This window comes from Catenulispora rubra (assembly GCF_015356825.1).
Lineage (GTDB): Bacteria > Actinomycetota > Actinomycetes > Streptomycetales > Catenulisporaceae > Catenulispora > Catenulispora rubra.
Genome location: NZ_JAACYW010000235.1, coordinates 1 through 18,673, shown reverse-complemented (window position 1 = coordinate 18,673; position 18,673 = coordinate 1). Strand labels below are relative to the sequence as shown.

The 18,673-nt window shown below is 71.5% G+C and carries 16 protein-coding genes and 1 pseudogene; 3 read left to right on the top strand and 14 right to left on the bottom strand.

Annotated elements, in window-relative coordinates:
• The 5 genes and pseudogenes from GWK61_RS40645 to GWK61_RS40625 form a co-directional block, all read right to left on the bottom strand.
• Window positions 1-579, bottom strand: a pseudogene (locus tag GWK61_RS40645) (hypothetical protein); the annotation flags it as partial.
• Between the two features lie 43 nt (window positions 580-622).
• Entirely contained in the window at window positions 623-1,399 is a 777-nt protein-coding gene (locus GWK61_RS40640) for an electron transfer flavoprotein subunit beta/FixA family protein (RefSeq protein WP_194917054.1), read from the bottom strand.
• A 140-nt stretch (window positions 1,400-1,539) separates the two neighbouring features.
• Window positions 1,540-1,875 (bottom strand): heavy-metal-associated domain-containing protein, encoded by a 336-nt coding sequence (locus tag GWK61_RS40635; protein WP_194917053.1) that lies wholly within the window; start codon window positions 1,873-1,875, stop codon window positions 1,540-1,542.
• Window positions 1,876-1,958: 83 nt separating this feature from the next.
• A complete protein-coding gene (locus GWK61_RS40630) occupies window positions 1,959-2,825 on the bottom strand; it encodes a DUF8832 domain-containing protein (RefSeq protein WP_194917052.1) in 867 nt (288 codons plus the stop codon).
• 54 nt (window positions 2,826-2,879) lie between these two features.
• On the bottom strand, window positions 2,880-3,254 hold the full coding sequence (locus GWK61_RS40625; protein ID WP_194917051.1) for a hypothetical protein: 375 nt from the start codon (window positions 3,252-3,254) through the stop codon (window positions 2,880-2,882).
• A 74-nt stretch (window positions 3,255-3,328) separates the two neighbouring features.
• Between GWK61_RS40625 and GWK61_RS40620 the strand changes: the two genes are divergently transcribed.
• Both GWK61_RS40620 and GWK61_RS40615 read left to right on the top strand, forming a co-directional pair.
• The gene (locus tag GWK61_RS40620; RefSeq protein ID WP_194917050.1) at window positions 3,329-4,543 is read left to right on the top strand and encodes a permease; all 1,215 of its coding nucleotides are present in this window, start codon (window positions 3,329-3,331) and stop codon (window positions 4,541-4,543) included.
• A gap of 36 nt (window positions 4,544-4,579) precedes the next feature.
• On the top strand, window positions 4,580-5,635 hold the full coding sequence (locus GWK61_RS40615; protein ID WP_194917049.1) for a lactonase family protein: 1,056 nt from the start codon (window positions 4,580-4,582) through the stop codon (window positions 5,633-5,635).
• 170 nt (window positions 5,636-5,805) lie between these two features.
• On the opposite strand, the gene GWK61_RS40610 is transcribed toward GWK61_RS40615, so the two are convergent.
• The 8 genes from GWK61_RS40610 to GWK61_RS40575 all read right to left on the bottom strand — a co-directional run bounded on the left by GWK61_RS40610 (window position 5,806) and on the right by GWK61_RS40575 (window position 16,035).
• Window positions 5,806-7,017, bottom strand: coding sequence for a DUF6183 family protein (locus tag GWK61_RS40610; protein ID WP_194917048.1), 1,212 nt, complete (start codon window positions 7,015-7,017; stop codon window positions 5,806-5,808).
• Between the two features lie 106 nt (window positions 7,018-7,123).
• Complete coding sequence (locus GWK61_RS40605) at window positions 7,124-8,155, bottom strand: NAD-dependent epimerase/dehydratase family protein (RefSeq protein ID WP_194917047.1); 1,032 nt, start codon at window positions 8,153-8,155, stop codon at window positions 7,124-7,126.
• Window positions 8,156-8,285: 130 nt separating this feature from the next.
• Window positions 8,286-9,572, bottom strand: a complete 1,287-nt coding sequence (locus tag GWK61_RS40600; RefSeq protein ID WP_194917057.1) for a DUF445 domain-containing protein — start codon at window positions 9,570-9,572, stop codon at window positions 8,286-8,288.
• Window positions 9,541-12,333, bottom strand: a complete 2,793-nt coding sequence (locus GWK61_RS40595; RefSeq protein WP_194917046.1) for an AAA family ATPase — start codon at window positions 12,331-12,333, stop codon at window positions 9,541-9,543. Before GWK61_RS40595 ends, GWK61_RS40600 begins: the two co-directional genes overlap by 32 nt.
• Window positions 12,330-13,514, bottom strand: a complete 1,185-nt coding sequence (locus tag GWK61_RS40590; RefSeq protein WP_194917045.1) for a metallophosphoesterase family protein — start codon at window positions 13,512-13,514, stop codon at window positions 12,330-12,332. Before GWK61_RS40590 ends, GWK61_RS40595 begins: the two co-directional genes overlap by 4 nt.
• Before the next feature lie 51 nt (window positions 13,515-13,565).
• Window positions 13,566-14,651, bottom strand: a complete 1,086-nt coding sequence (locus GWK61_RS40585; protein ID WP_194917044.1) for a prephenate dehydrogenase — start codon at window positions 14,649-14,651, stop codon at window positions 13,566-13,568.
• 29 nt (window positions 14,652-14,680) lie between these two features.
• Window positions 14,681-15,043 carry a chorismate mutase gene (gene aroH, locus GWK61_RS40580; RefSeq protein ID WP_194917043.1) on the bottom strand — a complete coding sequence of 121 codons (363 nt, stop codon included), beginning with the start codon at window positions 15,041-15,043 and terminating at the stop codon, window positions 14,681-14,683.
• A gap of 47 nt (window positions 15,044-15,090) precedes the next feature.
• Window positions 15,091-16,035 carry a helix-turn-helix transcriptional regulator gene (locus tag GWK61_RS40575; RefSeq protein WP_323747977.1) on the bottom strand — a complete coding sequence of 315 codons (945 nt, stop codon included), beginning with the start codon at window positions 16,033-16,035 and terminating at the stop codon, window positions 15,091-15,093.
• Window positions 16,036-16,136: 101 nt separating this feature from the next.
• Between GWK61_RS40575 and GWK61_RS40570 the strand changes: the two genes are divergently transcribed.
• Entirely contained in the window at window positions 16,137-17,693 is a 1,557-nt protein-coding gene (locus GWK61_RS40570) for an MFS transporter (protein ID WP_323747976.1), read from the top strand.
• 113 nt (window positions 17,694-17,806) lie between these two features.
• On the opposite strand, the gene GWK61_RS40565 is transcribed toward GWK61_RS40570, so the two are convergent.
• Window positions 17,807-18,673: pseudouridine synthase (locus tag GWK61_RS40565; RefSeq protein WP_194917042.1), on the bottom strand; the 867-nt coding region annotated here is incomplete at its 5' end.

The following is an 18,673-nucleotide window of genomic DNA, read 5'->3' as shown; positions in this document are numbered from 1 at the left end:
CGGTACCCCTGTTGCTTTCGGGACGAGGCCGCAGGGGACTCCAGGGCCAGGCCGACGCGCTGGCGGCCTTCCTGAACCAGCACCCTGAGACACCGCTGGGAGCGGTCGCCTCCGCCCTGGTGCGGGACGGACGGTGATGATCGGGATGCCGCGGATGACGGTCGACTCGACGAGGTGGGAGTCGGCTAGGCAGCGCTGGGTGGCGACTGGGCCGCCGTCGGGGGCGGGGCGGATGTCGATGGCATCGGTGATGATGCCGGAGTCGAGCCGGATCGCCAGGCGGGCGGCGGTTTCTTGGCCTCGGTAGGTGGAGGCTATGAGGATGGCCGCCGGGTTGAGGCGCCGCGCGACCGCTGCCAGGAGGTCGGTCTCGGTGCTTTGTGTGGGAGAACTGTCCGGGTACCAGATCTCCGTCGCACCGTAGTGCCCCAGGACGCTGATCGTCGCCTCGTCGGGCATCGTCGGGCACACCGCCACCGGGTCGCCGAGGCGCCGTGCCAAGGTCAGGAGGGCGCACGCTGAGCGGCGCACCGTGCCGTCGCGCGCGTCGTGGTCGGCGAGCGCCATCACTTTCGCCATCCGGCCTCCTTGCCGTGATGTCGGTTGTGCCTGGGTCGTGGCTTCAGAGGAACTGGCGTCGGGTCAGGAAGTCGGCGATGCGGGTCGCGGCGGCGGTTGGGTCTTCGTGGACGGTCGTGGTGTGGGCTTCGGTGCGGGTGGCGCGGGTGACCTTGGTTGCGGCGGCGGGGAGGCCGACGTCGGTCGGGTCGATGCCCAGGTCTGGGAGGGACCAGGTGCGGACCAGCTTCTGGCGGGCGTCGGCTATGGCCTCGAAGCGGGGGTAGCGGGGTTCGCCGCTGCGGTCGGTCACCGAGACCACGGCGGGCATCGCGGCGGTGAGGTGCTCGATCGTTTCGCCGTCGTCGCGGGTGGCGTGGAGCATGTCCTCGTCGGTGTGCAGGGTGTCGCAGTAGCACAGGGCCGGGATGCCGAGGCGTTCGGCGAGCATCGCTGGGACGACGGACATGGCCGAGTCGGTGGAGGCGGTGCCGCAGAGCACCAGGTCGAAGCCGAGGCGGCGGCAGGCGGCGGCCAGGACCAGGGAGGTGGCCGGGGCGTCGCTGCCGTGCAGGGCGTCGTCCAGGACGTGCACGCCTTCGTCGGCGCCGCGCGCCAGGGCCGTGCGCAGCGCCCCGGAGGCGCCGGGCGGGCCCATGGTCAGGGCGGTCACCTGCACGTCGAGACGACGGCAGGCGATGCGCGCGGCCTGCTCGACCGCGTACTCGTCGGCGTCCTGCAGGCGGCAGCGCACCGCCGCGCGGTCCACCGTCAGGTCCTGGGCGAACGACACCTCCCCGATGGCCTGCGGGACATGCTTGGTCAAAACGACGATCTTCATCCCACACCTCGCAACCTGCTGCGGGAGTGTAGAGGGCTGATGACCAATGGAGAAGACCTGAGAACCTGAGAAGGCCCCTGACACGCGCGGTGCGCGTCAGGGGCCTGGCGAATCCTTGGCGGCGGGGGTGCCCCCGACGGTCAGTGGACCAGCGTATAGCCGGCCTCGTCGACGGCGGCCTGGACGGCCTCGACCGTCAGCGGCGCCGCGCTGGTGACGGTCACCTGGCCGGTCTCCAGCACCACGTCCACGTTCCGCACGCCGTCGATCGCGCCGACCTCCTCCGTCACGGAGTTGACGCAGTGGCCGCAGGTCATGCCGGAGACGGTGTAGACGGCGGTGGTCACGTTCTCGGACACGGTGGACACGGTGGTCTCCTTCGGCTCGGCGGCGACGGCTTCAGCGGCAGGGGTGGCACAACAAGAACAGCCCGAGGCGGTGCCCGCCTCGTCCTGGATCACGGCCAGCTCGGTCATGACGACGACTATACCCCCCTAGGGTATTGCGCCCCGAGGGCCCCGCTGTGATCTCACTCACAGCAGAGCCCCGGGGCTGTCCGTCAGCGGACGTCCAGCGTCACCGCCGCCGTGTGCAGCACCCCGCCGGTCTGGAACTGCAGGTACATCCGCCACAGCCCGGCCTTCGGCAGCGTCGCCTCGAAGGTCAGGTCCGGACCGCCGGTCGGGGTGGTCGCGACCCCGCCCTGCGGATGCAGGTGCGCCATCGCCAGGTCCCCGGCGTGGAAACCGGAAAGGTGCGCGTAGGTCTCCAGGTACGGCTCCAGGTCGGTCACCGGCTTGCCGTCCTGGGACACCGAGACCTTCAGCGGCATCGCCATCCCGGCCATCAGCTGCGAGGAGTCGACGGTCAGGGTGTAGCCGTCGACCGTGGTCGTGGCGGACGCGGCGGGCAGCGGCCGGTCCGGAGCCGACCCGGCGGACGCCACCTGCTTGGAGAGCACCAGCGCCACCGCCTTGCCGTCGGCGCCCTTGGCGATGAACTGCGCGTAGACCCGGTACGTGCCAGGCCCGGCGGCCGCGGTCGGCGCGGTCCACGTGCCGTCGGCGGCCATGGTCGGGTGCACGTGCTGGAAGCCCGACAGGTCCGAGCGGATCAGGTAGAAGTGCATGAGCTTGGTCTGCTCGGGCTCGAAGGCGGTGACCGGCTTGCCGTCCGGGCCGAGGACGCGGAAGCCGAAGCCGGCGGTCGCGACCGAGTCGGCGGTCGGGGCGAAAGTGTAACCCTGGTCGGTGGTGGCCAGGCCGTCGCCCATGTACATGGGGTCGTCGGGGTCGCCGTCGCTGTGGGCCATGCCGGCCATCGAGGAGTGGTGGCCGGCGGAACCGGAACCACAGGCCGCTACCAGCAAAAGGCCTGCCAGCGCCGGGACGAGCACCAGGAAACGGACACGATTGGGTGAACGCATGAGAATGGGAACCTTCCGGTGAATACGTGAACTGACGGCGGAGGAAGCCGTCTGTCACGTCCGGGAGATGCTCAGCATGCGGAGGATCTGGGCGCCGGGGCGCGGTGGGCCGTGCGGCCAACGGGGGCCGATGAGGCGCGCGGGAAAGGCGAGCCGGGGTCGCCACGGCATTATGACAATGAGGAACAGCGCCAAGAACAGTCCCGCCAAGCCTTCGGGACGCAGCGGGACGCAGGTCTCATCAGCTTGCATATGATCCGTCGTCGGCATCGCGCCGCTGGCCGCGTCAGCCGTGTGGGAAGCCATCTGCATCGACATCGACATCGGCATCCCGTGCATCGACGGAGCGCTGAATCCGTGCATCAGGAAAAGCCCGGCGAGCACCGTGAACAGCAGCATCGCGTGCCGCCGTCCGGCCCGTCCGGCCATCGTTCCTCCCGCGCTCGATACCAGCTACCGGTATAGGGTAACCGTCGCGAGGCGAAGATTGGGAGGTGCAGCCCATGGGTGCGATCATGCACGCGTTGAAGATCACGGGCTCGATGACGTGGGAGATCACCTGGGCGTTGGTCCTGGGGTTCACGCTCTCGGCGGTCATCCAGGCGGTGGTGCGCAAGTCGACGATCGTCCGGCTGCTGGGCGACGACCGGCCGCGGACGCTGGCCGTGGCGTCGCTGCTGGGGGCGGCCTCGTCGTCGTGTTCGTACGCGGCGGTGGCGCTGGCGCGCTCGCTGTTCCGCAAGGGTGCGGACTTCACCGCGGCGATGGCGTTCGAGATCGGCTCCACGAACCTGGTGCTGGAGCTCGGCGTGATCCTGTGGCTGCTGCTGGGCTGGCAGTTCACGCTGGCCGAGTTCATCGGCGGGCCGATCATGATCGTGGTGCTGGCCGTGCTGTTCCGCCGGTTCCTGACGCCGCGGCTGGTGCGGGAGGCGCGGGAGCAGGCGGACCGCGGGATCGCGGGCTCCATGGAGGGGCACGCGGCGATGGACATGTCGGTCGCCGGGGACGGCCCGTTCCTGCGGCGGCTGCTGTCGCGCGCCGGGTTCACGTCGGTGTCGCACGTGTTCGTGATGGAGTGGGCCGCGATCCTGCGGGACCTGGTGGTCGGGCTGTTCATCGCCGGGGCGATCGCGGCGTGGGTGCCGGACTCGTTCTGGCGGCACTTCTTCCTGGCCGGGCACCCGGTGCTGGCCGGGGTGTGGGGGCCGCTGGTCGGGCCGCTGGTGGCGGTGGTGAGCTTCGTGTGCTCGATCGGGAACGTGCCGCTGGCGCTGGTGCTGTGGAAGGGCGGGATCAGCTTCGGCGGAGTGACCGCGTTCATCTTCGCGGACCTGCTGATCCTGCCGATCCTGAACATCTACAAGAAGTACTACGGCCGGCGGACGGCGTGGTTCCTGCTGTGGACGTTCTTCATCGCGATGGCCGGCGCCGGCTATGTGGTGGAGCTGCTGTTCGACGCGTTCGGGTGGGTGCCGGGGCGCGGCGGGATGGCGGTGATGAGCGAGGGCGTGAAGTGGAACTACACGTCGTGGCTCAACATCGCATTCCTGGTGCTGGCACTCGTGCTGGTGGTGCGGTTCGTGCGGACTGGGGGGATGGCGATGATGCGGATGATGGGCGGCGGGCCGGACGACATGGCCGGGCATGAGCACGGGGACGAGCACGAGCACGGCGCGACGCACTACGGCGAACACGGCGAACACGGCGAACACTAGAAGCACGTCACCGACGTTTGGGCGAGAATACCGACCATGGTCGACTCTGCGAACTCCCATCTTCTGGTCGGCGGCTACGGCGTGGGCGTGCACTGCCTGCGCTACGACGCCGACGGCACGCTCTCCCCGGTGTCGTCGGTCGACATCGCCGATCCCTCCTATGTCGTCTACGACGACGCGCGCGGCGTCCTGACGGCGGTCGTGGAGCAGGAGCCCGAGGGCCGGGTCGCCTCGGCCCGCTTCACCGTCGCCGAGGGCGGCACCGACGTGCGCGACCAGATCGCCAGCGGCGGGGCGGCACCGTGCCACCTGGCGCTGCACCCGGACCGGAGCACGCTGTTCGTCGCCAACTACGTCTCCGGCACCGTCGGCGTCTTCCCGCTCGACGCCGAGGGCCGCGTCACCGGCTCCGAGCCCGCGCAGGTGATCCAGCACAGCGGTTCCGGGCCGCGCGCCGACCGGCAGGAGGGCCCGCACGCGCACCAGGTGGTGGTGTCGCAGTCGGGGCGCTGGCTGCTAGCCGTGGACCTGGGCACCGACACGGTCTACGTGTACGCCTACGAACACGGCCGCCTCTCGGCGCACAGCCACGTCACGCTGCCCGGCGGCTCGGGCCCGCGCCACCTGGCGTTCCACGGCTCCGGCAACCACTTCTACGTGCTGAACGAACTCTCGTGGACGGTCGCGGTGTGCTCCTGGGACGAGGCGACCGGCGTCGGCCAGGCCGGCGTGCAGGTGCAGAGCCGGGCCGAGGTCGACCGTGTGAAGTCCGACGAAGCCTGGTGCGCGGCGATCCGGGTGTCGGCCGACGACCGCTTCCTGTACGCCTCCAACCGCATCGACGACACGATCGCGGTGTTCGCGATCGTCGAGGACGGCGCCGGCCTGGTCCCGGTCGAGGTGGTGCCCGCCGGCGGAGCCTGGCCCCGCGACATCGTGCTGTCCCCGGACGGGACGCTGCTGTTCAGCGCGAACCAGCACTCGGACTCGATCACGGTGTTCCGGGTGGACGGCGAGACCGGGCGGCTGACGCCGGTCGGGACGCCGTACACCGTCAAGACGCCCGCGTCGCTGCTGCCGATCTCGGCCTGACCGCGGAGAACATCGCGGAAAAACATAAGGGGAACCGCGGCGGCGTTGACGGCACCACCACCGCGGTTCTCCCCTCCGGGGACTTCAACTCGATCGAGCGGGTGTTCTCTTCCGGAGATCGGATCCTAAAAAGAACCGATCCAAAAGAACCGCCCCGAAGAGAACCGCCCTCAATCCGAATCAGTCGCGGCGAGCACGGCCATTCTGCGGCCGTCGGGCCGGACCGCGACCAGACCGATGTCGCAGACGATCCCGGAGTACCAGGGCGCGTCCGCGTCGAAGCGGTACCAGGCGCAGCGCTGGGCCGACCGCATCACGTCCAGAGCGCCGGCGTCCTCCGGCGCTCCGGTGAACGCGGCCAACGAGCGCCAGGCGAACAGCCGGCTGTAGGCGCCGAAGCGGCCCCGGCCGTAGGCGCCCCCGTCCAGGGCCGCGTGGAACAGGGCCCACCAGGCTTGGTCCACGGAGATGGCGGAGACCGACAGCCGGACCGGCATGTCGCCGGGTTCGACGCACCGCAGGCCGAGCATGGCCAGGGTCTCGGGGACGTTCGGCGGCGGGACCGGCCCGCCGAGGTCGAAGACCCGCGCCTCGATCCGGCCGTTGGAGTCCTCGACCCAGTTCATGACGGCGGCCGACAGCCTGATCGAGGCCATCGGGGTGGTCACGTCGGCGGCCGAGCGCCTGCGGTGCGAGCGCGGATGGAGGGTGATCTCGCGGCCGACGGTGCCGGTGACGACACCGCTGACGACGCCGCCGACGGTGCCCCTGGCGGCGCTGCCAGCCCTGGTACCGCCTGGGCCGCCGACCCAAGGGCCCCGGTCCCAGCCGCGTTCGAAGGCGGCCAGGTCCAGCGGCAGCCAGCCGAGCGGATGGCGGCGCATCGCGGCCGAGGCGGCCCACTCGGTGATCCAGGACCGGCCGCGCGCCGTGCCCTCGCGGAGCACGATCTCGTGGACCAGGCAGGCGCGGAAGGTGTCGCCGACGTCGTCCGCGAGGCCGTGGCCGATGAAGGCGTCGGCGAAGGTCGCGCGCCGCCGGTGCGCGGCCAGGCGCGCGGCGGCGATGCGGTCGATGTCGTGCCCGGCCGCGCGGCTGGCCGCGATCAGCCGGAGCGTCTGCGGGAGGTCGCCCTTGCCGGACACCTCGACGAGGAGCTTGAACAGGTGGTCGAAGATGTACAGGTACTGCCAGGCCTGCGGTTCGGCACGGTGCGCGGCCAGCAGCGCGACGCCGAGGTCGCCGAGGTACCAGCTGTCGCCGTCGGCGCAGCGCCGCTCGGACTCGCCGCGGACCCAGCGGACGACCTTCTCACTCTCCGCGCCGTGGGTGCGGCCGAGCTTGCGCAGCGACCGGATGGTCTCCTCGATCTGATCCGCCACGTCGTGAGCGTACGAACACTGCGATACCCGCGATGACGGTGTTTTTGCCGTGTGTCTGTCACGCTTTCTGTCACGGCTTCGGTCGCGGGTTCTGTCACTGCTTCCGTCACGGATTCGGGCGGGCGTCCCAGGCGGCGAACAGGGCGCGCTCCTTCTCCTCGCCGAGCCCGTGCGGCCGGCGCGGCTGGTACGAGCGCCGGACGGTCCCGCCGTCGGCCGCCATCCAGGCCCAGGTGTCCCGGACCGTCTCGCGCAGCGGACGGCAGCGCAGGCCCGCCGCCTCGGCCCGGGAGGTGTCCGCGTCCCAGGGCACGTCGCCCGGCGGGATCCAGATCGGCAGCTCGCTCCAGAAGCCGACGTCGGGCTGCGTCTCCAGGAACGCGCCGTCGACCCACTCCAGATGTGCCGCGGAGCCGGTGGCGTCGATGCAGGCTTCGAGGAGTTCGCCGTAGGTGGAGGCGTTGGAGGGGGTGCCGGCGACGATGTAGCCGCCGGTCAGGCCCTGGTCGATGGCGCCGAGGGTGAACCTTGCGATGTCGCGGACGTCGATCGGGTTGATGAGGTAGCTGGGCTCGCCGGGAGCCAGGGTTCGCAGGTCGCGCGTGGTGCCGGCGGCGGCCATGCGGAGCAGGAGGGACGGGAGGCGGCCGACGTCCTCGTTCGGGCCGAGCAGCAGGCCCAGGCGCAGGGACAGCGCACGGCCGGGGAAGTCGCGCTCGACGACGCGTTCGCAGCCGGCCTTGAGGGTGCCGTAGTCGCCGTCGTCGGGGCCGGCGTCCGGGGAGCATTCGTGCATCGGGGAGTCGTCGGCGACGGCGTGGGTCGGCCAGGCGGGGAAGACGTTGATGGTCGACATGAACACGTAGGTCGCGGCGCTGTCCGCGAGGGCGCGGACGGAGTCGCCGACGATCTGCGGGACGTAGCCGGAGGTGTCGACGATCGCGTCCCAGGGGCCGTGGCCGACCAAGCGGGCCAGGTCTTCCTTGGACTCGCGGTCGCCGCGCACAGGCTCTACGCCGGGGACGTCGGGGGCGGTGCGGCCACGGTTGAAGACGGTCACCTCGTGGCCGGCCGCCAGCGCCTCGGCCGCGACGGCCCGGCCGAGGAACGCGCTGCCGCCGAGTATGAGAAGTCGCATTGGCCCACCCTCGCAGGATGCGGAGGGTGAGGGCCACCTCTGTCTGCTGACAGCGTAGGGACTGCGCAGAGACGACTCAGGGGCGGCGCAGAGACATCGCAGGGACTGCTCAGGACTGCTCAGAGACTGCTTATAGCGTGAGCTGCGTGATCGTGTAGATCAGCAGCCCGGCCAGCGCGCCGACCACCGTGCCGTTGATGCGGATGAACTGCAGGTCCCGGCCGACCTGGAGCTCGATCTTGCGGGAGGTGACCTCGCCGTCCCAGGCCGCGACGGTGTCGGTGATCAGGGACGTGATCTCCTGGCGGTAGGTGGTCACCAGGTGCACGGCCACCTCGCGGACCCAGCCGTCGGCCTTCTCCTGGATGGTGGTGTCGGTCTCCAGGCGGTGGCCCAGGCTCTGCAGACCCTCGCGCGCCCGGATCTGCAGGTCGCTGCCCGGGTCCTCGGCGGCCTCTATCACCGCCTGGCGCATGGCGGTCCAGCCGGAGCCGACCAGGCCCTGCACCGCGGGGTGGTCCAGCAGCTCGGTCTTGAACTTGTCGACGCGCGCGCGGGTCGCCGGGTCCGTCTTCAGCTCCTCGGCGTAGTCGGCGAGGAAGCGGTCCAGCGCGCCGCGCACCGGGTGGTTCTGGTCGTCGCGGACGCTGCCGGCCAGCTTCACCAGCTCGCGCTGGATGCGGCGGGCGACGGCGTCGTCCAGGAAGCGCGGGGACCACAGCGGGGCCTCGTTCGAGACCGCGTTGTTGATCGCCTCGGGGTGCGCCTCCAGCCAGTCGTGGGCGCGCGTCGCGATCATGTCGACGACCTGGTGGTGGTTCCCGGACTCGGTGACGCGCTGGAGCAGGCCGCCGAGCGGGGTGGCGAGGTCGGCCTTGGCCAGCCGGGTGGTGACGGCCTCGCCGAGGATCTTCTGGATGTCCTCGTCGCGCAGCACGGTCAGCACGCCGCGCACCGCGGTGGCCAGCTCCTTGGTGACGCGCGCGGCGTTCTCCGGCTGCGAGAGCCACTGGCCGGTGCGGCGGGAGATGCCCAGGGCGGACAGGCGGCCGCGGATGACGTCCTCGGACAGGAAGTTCTCGCCGACGAACTCGCCCAGGCCCTCGCCGAACGCGTCCTTGCGCTTGGGGATGATCGCGGTGTGCGGGATCGGCAGGCCCAGCGGGTGCTTGAACAGGGCGGTCACGGCGAACCAGTCGGCCAGGCCGCCGACCATGCCGGCCTCGGCGGCGGCCTGGAGGTAGCCGGTCCAGCCGGTGACGCCGTGGTTCTGGAGGATCTTCATGGTGATGTAGACGGCCGCGGCCGCCAACAGGAACCCCGTGGCCACGCTCTTCATGCGGCGCATCCCGCGGCGCTTCTGCAGTTCGCTGGGGGTCAGCGGTTCACTGGGCCGCGCTTTCGTCACGATCGTTATTGTGGCCCAGCGAGCGGACTTGCGCCGAGCCAACGGCGCGGTAGCGGTCCGGGTCGCAGGTGAAGATGATGATTTGCGTGGGTTCGGACGTGCTTCCGGCGCTGCCGGCGTGGTTGAGCAGTGCGCCGAGCATGCGGCGTCGGCCCGGGTCGGCGGCGCCGAGCGCGTCGTCGATGATCACCGGGACGCCGCCGTCCGGACCGACCAGCGCGGCACACGCCAGGCGCGCACACATCGCCACGGCTTCGCGCGCGCCGGTCGAGAGCTCGGCGTAGGGGTCGGTGCGGCCGTCGAGGGTGCGGGAGGCGATGCGCAGGTCGGCGTCCACGGTGACGCCGAACGAGGCCCCGAACACCAGGCGGCCGAAGCGCTCGACCTGCTCCTTGAACGGGCCCTGATAGGCGCGGGTGGCCTCGTCGCGGCGGCGCAGGAGGGTTTCGTGGAGCAGCTGCGCGGCTTCGGCCCGGGCGGTGACGGAGGCCAGGTCCCGTTCCGCGGCCTCGCGGCGGGCCTCGGCCTCGCGGTGCCGGTCGGCGAGGTCGTCGCCGACGGCGTCCAGGCGCCCGGCGAGGTGCTGGAGGGCTTCGCGGGTGTCCTTGATCTCGGACTCGGTGCGCGCCACGACGTCGCGGGCGTTGCGCAGCAGCAGCTCGACCTGCTCGGGCTCGGCCTCGCGGTAGGCGGCCTCATGCGCGGCGCGGTCCTGCACGGCGGTCGTGAGCGCCTTGGCCGCGTCGGCGTCGCGCTCCTCGACGGCCGGATCGGCGGCGGCGAGCCGGGCCTGGGCCAGCCGGGCCCCGGCGGCCTCGTGCTCGGCGGCCAAGTGCTCGGCGCGGCCGGCGAGCTTCTGGGCGTCGGCGGCGAGCTCGTTGGCCCGCGCCTCGGCCAGCCGCAGGGCGTCGGAGGCGCGGGCCAGGTTGGCGGCGGTCTCCTCGGACTCGGCGCGACGGAGTTCGGCGACGGTGTCGGCCTCGTCGCGATCGACCGGCGGCAGAGCGGAGGGGTCGCGCCGATCGAGGTGGTCGGCGATGCGCGCCTCAAGCCGGGCCTGCTCATCGGCGAGCGCGGCAGGGTCCTTGCTCAGCTTCTTGCGCGCGGACTCGGCGGCGGCCAGGGCAGCGCGCGCCTCGACGTGCCGCTGGAGGCGGACGCGGGCGGAGGCGAGGTCGCGGACGCCGGTCTGGAGGCAGAGCGTGGCCAGGCTCGACTCGGCAGTGTCGAGCTCAGCGCGGAGCTCGCGCTCGCTCGCGCCGGGGGCGAGGGTGACGCGGAGGATGCCTTCGGCCTCGATGACGAGGTGGTCGGTGATGCGGCGGACGAGGGGGTCGGCGCCCGGATCTTCAAGCGCTACAGACGTCGGCGTCGCAGCATGTTGTGTGACAGCGGCGCGCGCCTCGGGGACTTGAGCGAGTGATTCGCCTTCGCCGCTGCGAGCCTCGGGCACGGCCGCCAGCGCGTCCGCCGCCGACACCGTCACCACCGCGCTCCCCAGCCGCTCGACGCGCACTGTGGCGGCGGCGACCTCGATCGCGGTGCGGGCGTCGCGGACGCTGCGGTCGGCCTTGTCGATCGCGTCGACGGCGCGGTCGTCGATCTCGGTGGCGGCGGTCTCGGCGGCGGCGAGTTCGACTTCGCGGTCGGATTCGGCCAGGGATTCGCGGTCGGCGCGGACGCGTTCCAGTTCGTAGGCGTCGCGCATCCAGCGGTAGTCGGCGTCGGCTTCCTGGTAGCGGCGCAGGGCCTGGCGGTGTGTCTCGTCGGCGGTACGGTGCATCGCCAGGGCGCCGTTGCGGCGGGTGTCGGCTTCGGCGCGCAGTTCGGTGTGCGCAGCGATGTGCTTGTCGAGCGCGGTGAGTTCGCCCTGGTAGTCGCTGACGCTCTGCACCAGCGCCTGCCGCGCCTCCCAGGCGCCGGCGGCCAGCTCCGCGTCGCGCGAGGCCCGGTCCACGAGTGCGTCGGCGCCGTCGCGGCGGGCCCGCAGGGTCTCCACGTGCTTGGCGCGCTGGCCGAACTTCTCGACGTCGCCGCGGTCCGTCAGCAGCCGCTGCTGCAGGTCCGTCAGACGCGCGGTCAGGTCGCCGTGGCGCTCGGTGTCGGCCTCGACGCGCGCCAGCGTCGCCGCCAGCTCGGCGGCCTCGGCGGTGGCGGTCGCGGCGGCGTCCTGCTTGGTCCGGTACTCCCCCGTCGGCTGGCGGTTCTTCGCGGTGAAGTAGCGCGCGAACTCCTTCTCGACCCGCTGCACCAGCGTGTCTTCGGAGCCGTCGCCGAGGCCCGACGCGCCGCCGGCGGCCGCGTCCAGGGCCGCGCGCAGCGATGCGCTGCCGGCGATGCGGTCCACGTCGAAGGGCTTGTCCTGCAACACGCGCAGGGCCTTGAACAGGTCGTAGTCCGTGGCCTGATTCAGCATCGCCAGGACCCGCTCGTGCGCCTCGCGCCCGGTCAGCGTCTCCGGGGACGGCGCCAGGACCCGCAGCTCGGTCAGCGGACGCAGCCAGCGCTTGCGGTACACCACGTGGTACCCGCCGACCCGGAACTCGGCCTCGACCTCGGGACTGGCGTCGCTGTGCCGCGGCTTGACGGCCCGCACCGCCTCCTTGCGCGAGGAGTCCAGCTCGTCCAGCAGCAGCCCGAAGGCCTCGATGGTGCTGCTCTTGCCGGACTCGTTCGGGCCCTCGACCACGGTCACGCCGTGCTCGGCGAACGTCAGCTCCCGGTCGGCGACGCCGCGGAAGTCGGTCAGCCGGATCCGCAGCAGCCTCACGAAGCCCTCCCGGAGACAGAACCGGCGATGGAACCAGAGACGGAACCGGCACCTGAGAGCCGCACCAGCAGCCCGAGTGCATCCGAGGCCTGCCGCGCGGCCGCCTCATCGCCGGTGGCGGCCAGCTCCCGCAGGTCCTCCAGCGCCCGCGCCGCGAAGCCGGTCAAGCCGAGCGCATCGAAGTCGTCGTCGGCGGGGCGGATCGCCAGGTCGGTGCGGCTCGACGAGTCGCGGAAGCCGGCGAACACGTCGGCGGCCTCCTCCCGGACCGCGTCGAGCGCATCCTTCTCGGCGACCGACAGGGTGCCGCGGAGCGCGAAGTTCAGAATTGTCCGATCCTTGTCCGGCATCGCCGCCAGCCGGTCGCGGAGCGCTGCGACATCAGCCGCGCCCGAGACCTCGACCGTGATCGGCTCGAACCGCCAGGTCCCGACCGGGTAGCGGGTCACTGTCGGCGGCGCCTGGAGGTCGGCCTCGTCGATCTCCACGATCAGGACATTGCCGGCGTCCACCTCGTCGAAGTCTGTCGGCTCCGGCGCCCCCGAGTACCACACCCGAGGCGTGACCTCAGTGGTCGAATGCCGGTCACCGAGCGCGACGTAGTGCGCCTTGCCCGCCTCCAGCGCGGCGCGCACGCCGGCGATGCGGATCAGCGCCACCGGGTCGGACTGCGGGGCGACCGCGTCCACCGCGCCGTGGCCGACGGCGACGCGCACCACGCCGGGCGGCGCCGGGTCGAGCGCGGTGAGCAGGTCGCCGAGCAGGTCCGAGGTCGGCCGCTTGGAGCGCCACGGCGCCCCCACGACCTCGAAGCCGGGGCGCACCTCGACCGGCTTCTCGTCGCGCAGCACCACCACGTTCTCCGGGCACGCCCGCAGGAAGCGCTCCGAGTCCCAGATCGACGCCGCGTTCAGCGGATCGTGGTTGCCCGGTAGCAGGAAGACCTTCAGCGGCAGGTCCTTCAGCTTCTCCATGGCCTGCCGTACCGTGCGCGCCGACTCGGCGTTCGTCTCGAACACGTCCCCGCCGACCAGCACCGCTTCGCAGCCCTCGGACACCGCCCGGCGGCCGAGCGTGGCGAGCACGTCACGCCGCGCGGCGTCGAACTGGCCCTGGCGCTCGGGGTCCAGGAACCGGCGGCTCATGCCGAGCTGCCAGTCGGCGGTGTGCAGGAATCGCATAGAGGTCCACCGTAGACGGTGGGACCGTCAGCCCGTGGCCGATCGCAGGGGTCAGGACTGGACCCGCCAGCCGGACGCGGCCAGATCCGCCGACAGCCGGTCGGCGACGGCCGGGTCCACCAGCAGTTCCACCAGACCGGCCTCGCGGCCCGGGGAGTGGTCGATGCGGACGTCCTCGATGTTCACCCCGACGCTGCCGGCCGTGGCGAACAGCCGCGCCAGCTCGCCGGGGCGGTCGGAGATCAGCACCGGTACCGCGGTGTAAGAGGCCGAAGCCGCTCCGTGCTTGCCGGGGATGCGGGCGTGGCCGGCGTTGCCGCGACGCAGCAGTTCGGCCAGGTCGGTGGCGCCGCGCTTGGCGGCGTCGGCGTCCGAGCCGGCCACGGCGCGCAGCGCCTCGACGGCCTCGTTCAGGTCCGCGGCGTAGGCGGCCAGGACCTCGGCGATCGCCGGGGCGTTGGCCGAGAGGATGTCCTCCCACAGCTCCGGGGCGCCGCCGGCGATGCGTGTCAGATCCCGGATACCGGTACCGGAGATGCGCACCGACTCCTCGCGGGCGTTCTCCAGCCGTGCCGCCATGAGCGCTGCGACCAGGTGCGGGGCGTGCGAGATCAGCGCGACGGCGTGGTCGTGCTCCTCGGTGTCCATCACCACCGGGACTGCGCCGCAGAGCGAGACCAGCTCCAGCGCCTGGTTCAGGGCGTCACGGGACGTGGTCGGGCCAGGTGTCAGGACCCAGGGACGCCCCTCGAACAGGTCGGCGCGGGCGGCCAGCGGGCCGGAGCGCTCGCGGCCGGCCAGCGGATGGCCGCCGATGAAGCGGCTCAGGTCGGCGCCGGCCTCCTCGGCGGAGCCGTGCACGAGCGCCTTGACCGAGGCCACGTCGGTGTAGACCCGGGCCCAGTCCTCGCGCTGGGCCTCGGCCAGGATGCGCCCGATGCGCGCCGGCGGCACGGCCAGGATGGCGACGTCCACGGGCTGGGTCGGGCGGCCGTTGTGGCCGGCCCCCAGGGAGGCCGCGGTCCGCGTGGCGGCCTCGTCGGTGTCGCTGAGGTACACCTCGATCCCGCGGCGCGTCAGCGCCAGGGCGATGGACGTGCCGATGAGTCCGGTACCGACGACGAGGGCGGAGCGCATAAGGCAACCCTATCGGCCCTGAAGCCGAACTACTGCGCGATGTCCTTGCGCAGTGCCGCTGCGCCACCGAGGTAAACGTGCTGTATTTCGTGCTTGCCGCGCAGCGTGTCCACGTGCGCCAGCAGCCGGACCACGCGCGGCATCGCGCCGGTGACGTCGATCTCCTGCGCGCACATCAGCGGCACGTCGACGATGCCCAGCTCGCGCGCGGCCAGCGCCGGAAACTCGCTGTGCAGGTCCGGAGTCGCCGTGAACAGCATGCTGATCAGGTCGTCGACGGCGAAGCCGTTCTGCTCCATCACCTCCTTGACCAGCTCCGTGGTGCCGGCCAACAGGTGGTCCCGGTCATCGTGGTCCAACTGGATCGCGCCTCTTACCGCCCGTACTGCCATGCGACCACTTTACTGATCTGTACCCTACGAAAAGAAAATCTGTGCCACTACGCCGGAGCGTCGAAGCTGTGGCCGCAGGGATAGGTCATGCCGGTCGGCAGGCTGTCGCTGCGCAGCAGCTCGAAGCGCTCCCTGGTGCCCTCGTCGTTCGGGGTGTAGACGGTCATCCGGGTCTCCGGGGTCGCGGCCACGTCGAACGTGGTGACCACCACGTTGAGCTCGCCGATCGCCGGGTGCCGGAAGACCTTCACCCGGACGCCGCCGTCGGCCACGCCGTGCTCGGCCCACAGCTCGGCGAACTCCGGGCTGGCCGCGCTCAGCCGCTTCACGAACTCCTCCCAGGCCGGCTCGCCGACGTGCCGGCCGTAGCGGGCGCGGAAGTTCGCGACCATCCGCGCCAGGTCCTCGTGGCGGTTCACGAACGGGTGGCAGCACTTGGGGCTGGTGAAGCACGACCACAGCGAGTTCCGCTTGTCCTCGGGCAGGTTCACCAGGAACGGGAACAGCAGCGCGTAGGCGTGGTTCCAGGCCAGGATGTCGTTGCGGCCGTTGATCACCGAGGCCGGCAGCGGGTCCAGGCCGTCCAGGATCTCCTGGACCTCCGGGTCCAGGCGCCGGCACCCGCTCACCGCGGGGACCGCCGGGACGTCCGCCAGCTGGTACAGGTGCTCGGTCTCGGCCGAGTCCAGGCGCAGGGTGCGGGCCACCGCGTCCAGGACCTGGACGCTGGCGTTGATCTGCCGGCCCTGCTCCAGCCAGGTGTACCAGGTCACCCCCACGCCGGCGAGCTGCGCGACCTCCTCGCGGCGCAGGCCCGGGGTGCGGCGCCGGGTGCCGGTGGGCAGGCCCAGGACCTCCGGGTCGAGCCGTTCACGGCGGCTGCGCAGGAACGAGGCCAGCTCCGAGCGGCGCACCGGTCCTGTGTCCTTGGCCGGGGTCCTGCTCGGGGTCCTGCTCATGGTCGCTTGTGGGAGGGAAACGTCTATGCTCACACCACCATGATGCATCTTCGGACATCCTGGTGCCAGGTACTGGTAGTAATAGGATAACTAGACTCCTGGTACCCCCATAAAACCTCGCGCATCCTGGTGTTGTGACCAAGAGCATGAGCGAGTCCGGGACCGGACCGAACCAGATGACGAGCTCCGCCGGCGCGGGCACCGCGACCTTAAGCCCGCCAAGACAGCAGCGTACGCCGGGCGCTGCGGACGCCCCGGCCGGCAACCGCCGGTCGGGGCTGATCCTGGCCACCATCCTGGTCGGCTACTTCATGGCGCTGCTGGACGGCTCGATCGTCAACGTGGCGCTGCCCAGTATCCGCGAGAAGCTGCACGCCACCGGCGCCAGCCTGCAGCTGGTCGCCGCCGGCTACATCATCGCCTACGCGGTGCTGCTGGTGACCGGGGCCCGGCTGGGCCGCATCCTGGGCCACGAGCGGCTGTTCAAGGCCGGGCTGGCCGGCTTCACCATCGCCTCGCTGGCCTGCGGCCTGGCCCAGAACAGCGGTGAGCTGATCGTCTTCCGGGTGATCCAGGGCATAGCCGCGGCGATCATGCTGCCGCAGGTGCTCAGCCTGATCCAGCAGAACTTCCAGGGCGAGGCCCGGGCCAAGGCGATGAGCGCCTGGACCGCGGTGCTGGCCTCCGGGATCGTGGTCGGGCAGGTGCTCGGCGGCGTGCTGGTGACCGCGAACCTGTTCGGGTGGTCGTGGCGGCCGGTGTTCCTGGTGAACGTGCCGATCGGGATCGTGCTGTACATCGCGGCGATGCGCTCGCTGCCCTCGGTGAAGCCGCAGAACACCGCGGCCCAGAACAAGGTGGACCTGGCCGGCGTGCTGACCCTGTCGCCGACCATCCTGGCCCTGGTGGTGCCGCTGGTGCTGGGCCACGACGAGCACTGGCCGATCTGGGGCTGGGTGCTGCTGGCCGCGACCGTGCCGCTGCTGGTGCTGTTCCTGGCCGTCGAGCGCCGGGTGGCGCGCCGCGGCACCCCGCCGCTGCTGCCGGGCCGGATCCTGTCGATGTCCGGGATGAAGCCCTCGCTGGTCGTGATCTTCCTGGTCATGGTGGTCTACGCCGGCAACCTGTTCGCCACCGCGATCCACCTGCAGGGCGCGCTGGGCTTCAGCGCGCTGAAGACCGGCCTGGCCTTCGCCCCGTGCGCGGCCTCGTTCGGCCTGGTGAGCTACTTCTGGCGGAACATCCCGGCGCACCTGATCCGCCGGCTGTCGGTGCTCGGCCTGCTGGTCGGCGCGGCCAGCATGGCGGCGCAGATCTGGATGTTCAAGGACGGCGGCTACGGCGGCCTGTGGTTCTACCTGAACCAGATGGTCTTCGGCCTGGGCATCGGCATCGGCAACGCGCCGACCATGACGATGGCCCTGATGCGGGTGCCGGTCACCGACGCGGCCGACGCCTCCGGCACGCTGGCCACGAACGCGCAGCTGGCGCAGGTCGTGGGCATCGCCTCGCTGGGCACGCTGTACCTGACGGTGGCCGCCGGGCACGCGGTGCACTCCGCGGGCCACGCCATGGCCTACCTGTCGGGCGCCGGCGTGGTGGTGACGCTGGTGGCGGTGGTGTTCTCCTTCCACCTGTACCGGCTGGACAAGCACGAGCGGGCTGCGAAGGCTGTGGCTGCCACGGCGTGAGTGGTTGAACTAGGCCCGCTCAGGCCCGCTCAAGTAGAACGCGGAGCGCCCCCGGATGATCCGGGGGCGCTCCGCGTTTACTGTCTCTGATCGTTTCTAGAGCCCGATCGTTTCTAGAGCCCGACGGACTTGTAGATCGCGCCGACTTCTTCCTTGTTGAGCGGACGCAGCCGCTCCTGCTTCTGGTCGCCGAGCGAGATCGGCCCGAACTTGGTCCGCACCAGGCCGCGCACCGGGAGCCCGACGGCGTCCATGATGCGGCGGATGATGCGGTTGCGGCCCTCGTGGATGGTGATCTCCACCAGCGCGTTGCGGCCCACGGAGTCCAGGAGGCGGAAGTGGTCCACGCGGGCCAGGCCGTCCTCCAGGTCCACGCCCTCGCGCAGGCGGCGGCCCAGGTCCTTCGGGATGCTGCCGTAGACCTGCGCGCGGTAGACCTTGCGGATCTCGTAGGACGGATGCGCCAGGCGGTGCGCGAGCTCGCCGTCGTTGGTGAGCAGGATCAGGCCCTCGGTGTCGATGTCGAGGCGGCCGACGTGGAACAGGCGCTCGTTGCGGCCGCGGACGTAGTCGCCGAGGTTGGGGCGGTCCGGGTCGTCCATCGCGGAGACCACGCCGACCGGCTTGCTGAAGGCGAAGTGGACGATGCCCTCGGCGGTGGAGATGCGCATGCCGTCCACGCGGATCACCGCGGTCTCGGGGTCCACGCGCATGCCCTGGTGGCGCACGATCTCGCCGTTGACCTCGACGCGGCCGGCGGCGATCAGGTCCTCGCTGACCCGGCGGCTGCCGACGCCGGCCTGGGCCAGGACCTTCTGGAGGCGGATGCCTTCTTCGTTGGCGTCCGCGAAGGGGTCGTAGTCGCGCCAGTCGCGGCCGGCGGAGGCTGCTCCGGCTCCTGTTCCGGCACCGGCGCCGGCTCCGGCACCCGCTCCTGCGGGGCGGGCGGTGGACTTGCCGGGGGAACGTCCGCCGGCGGG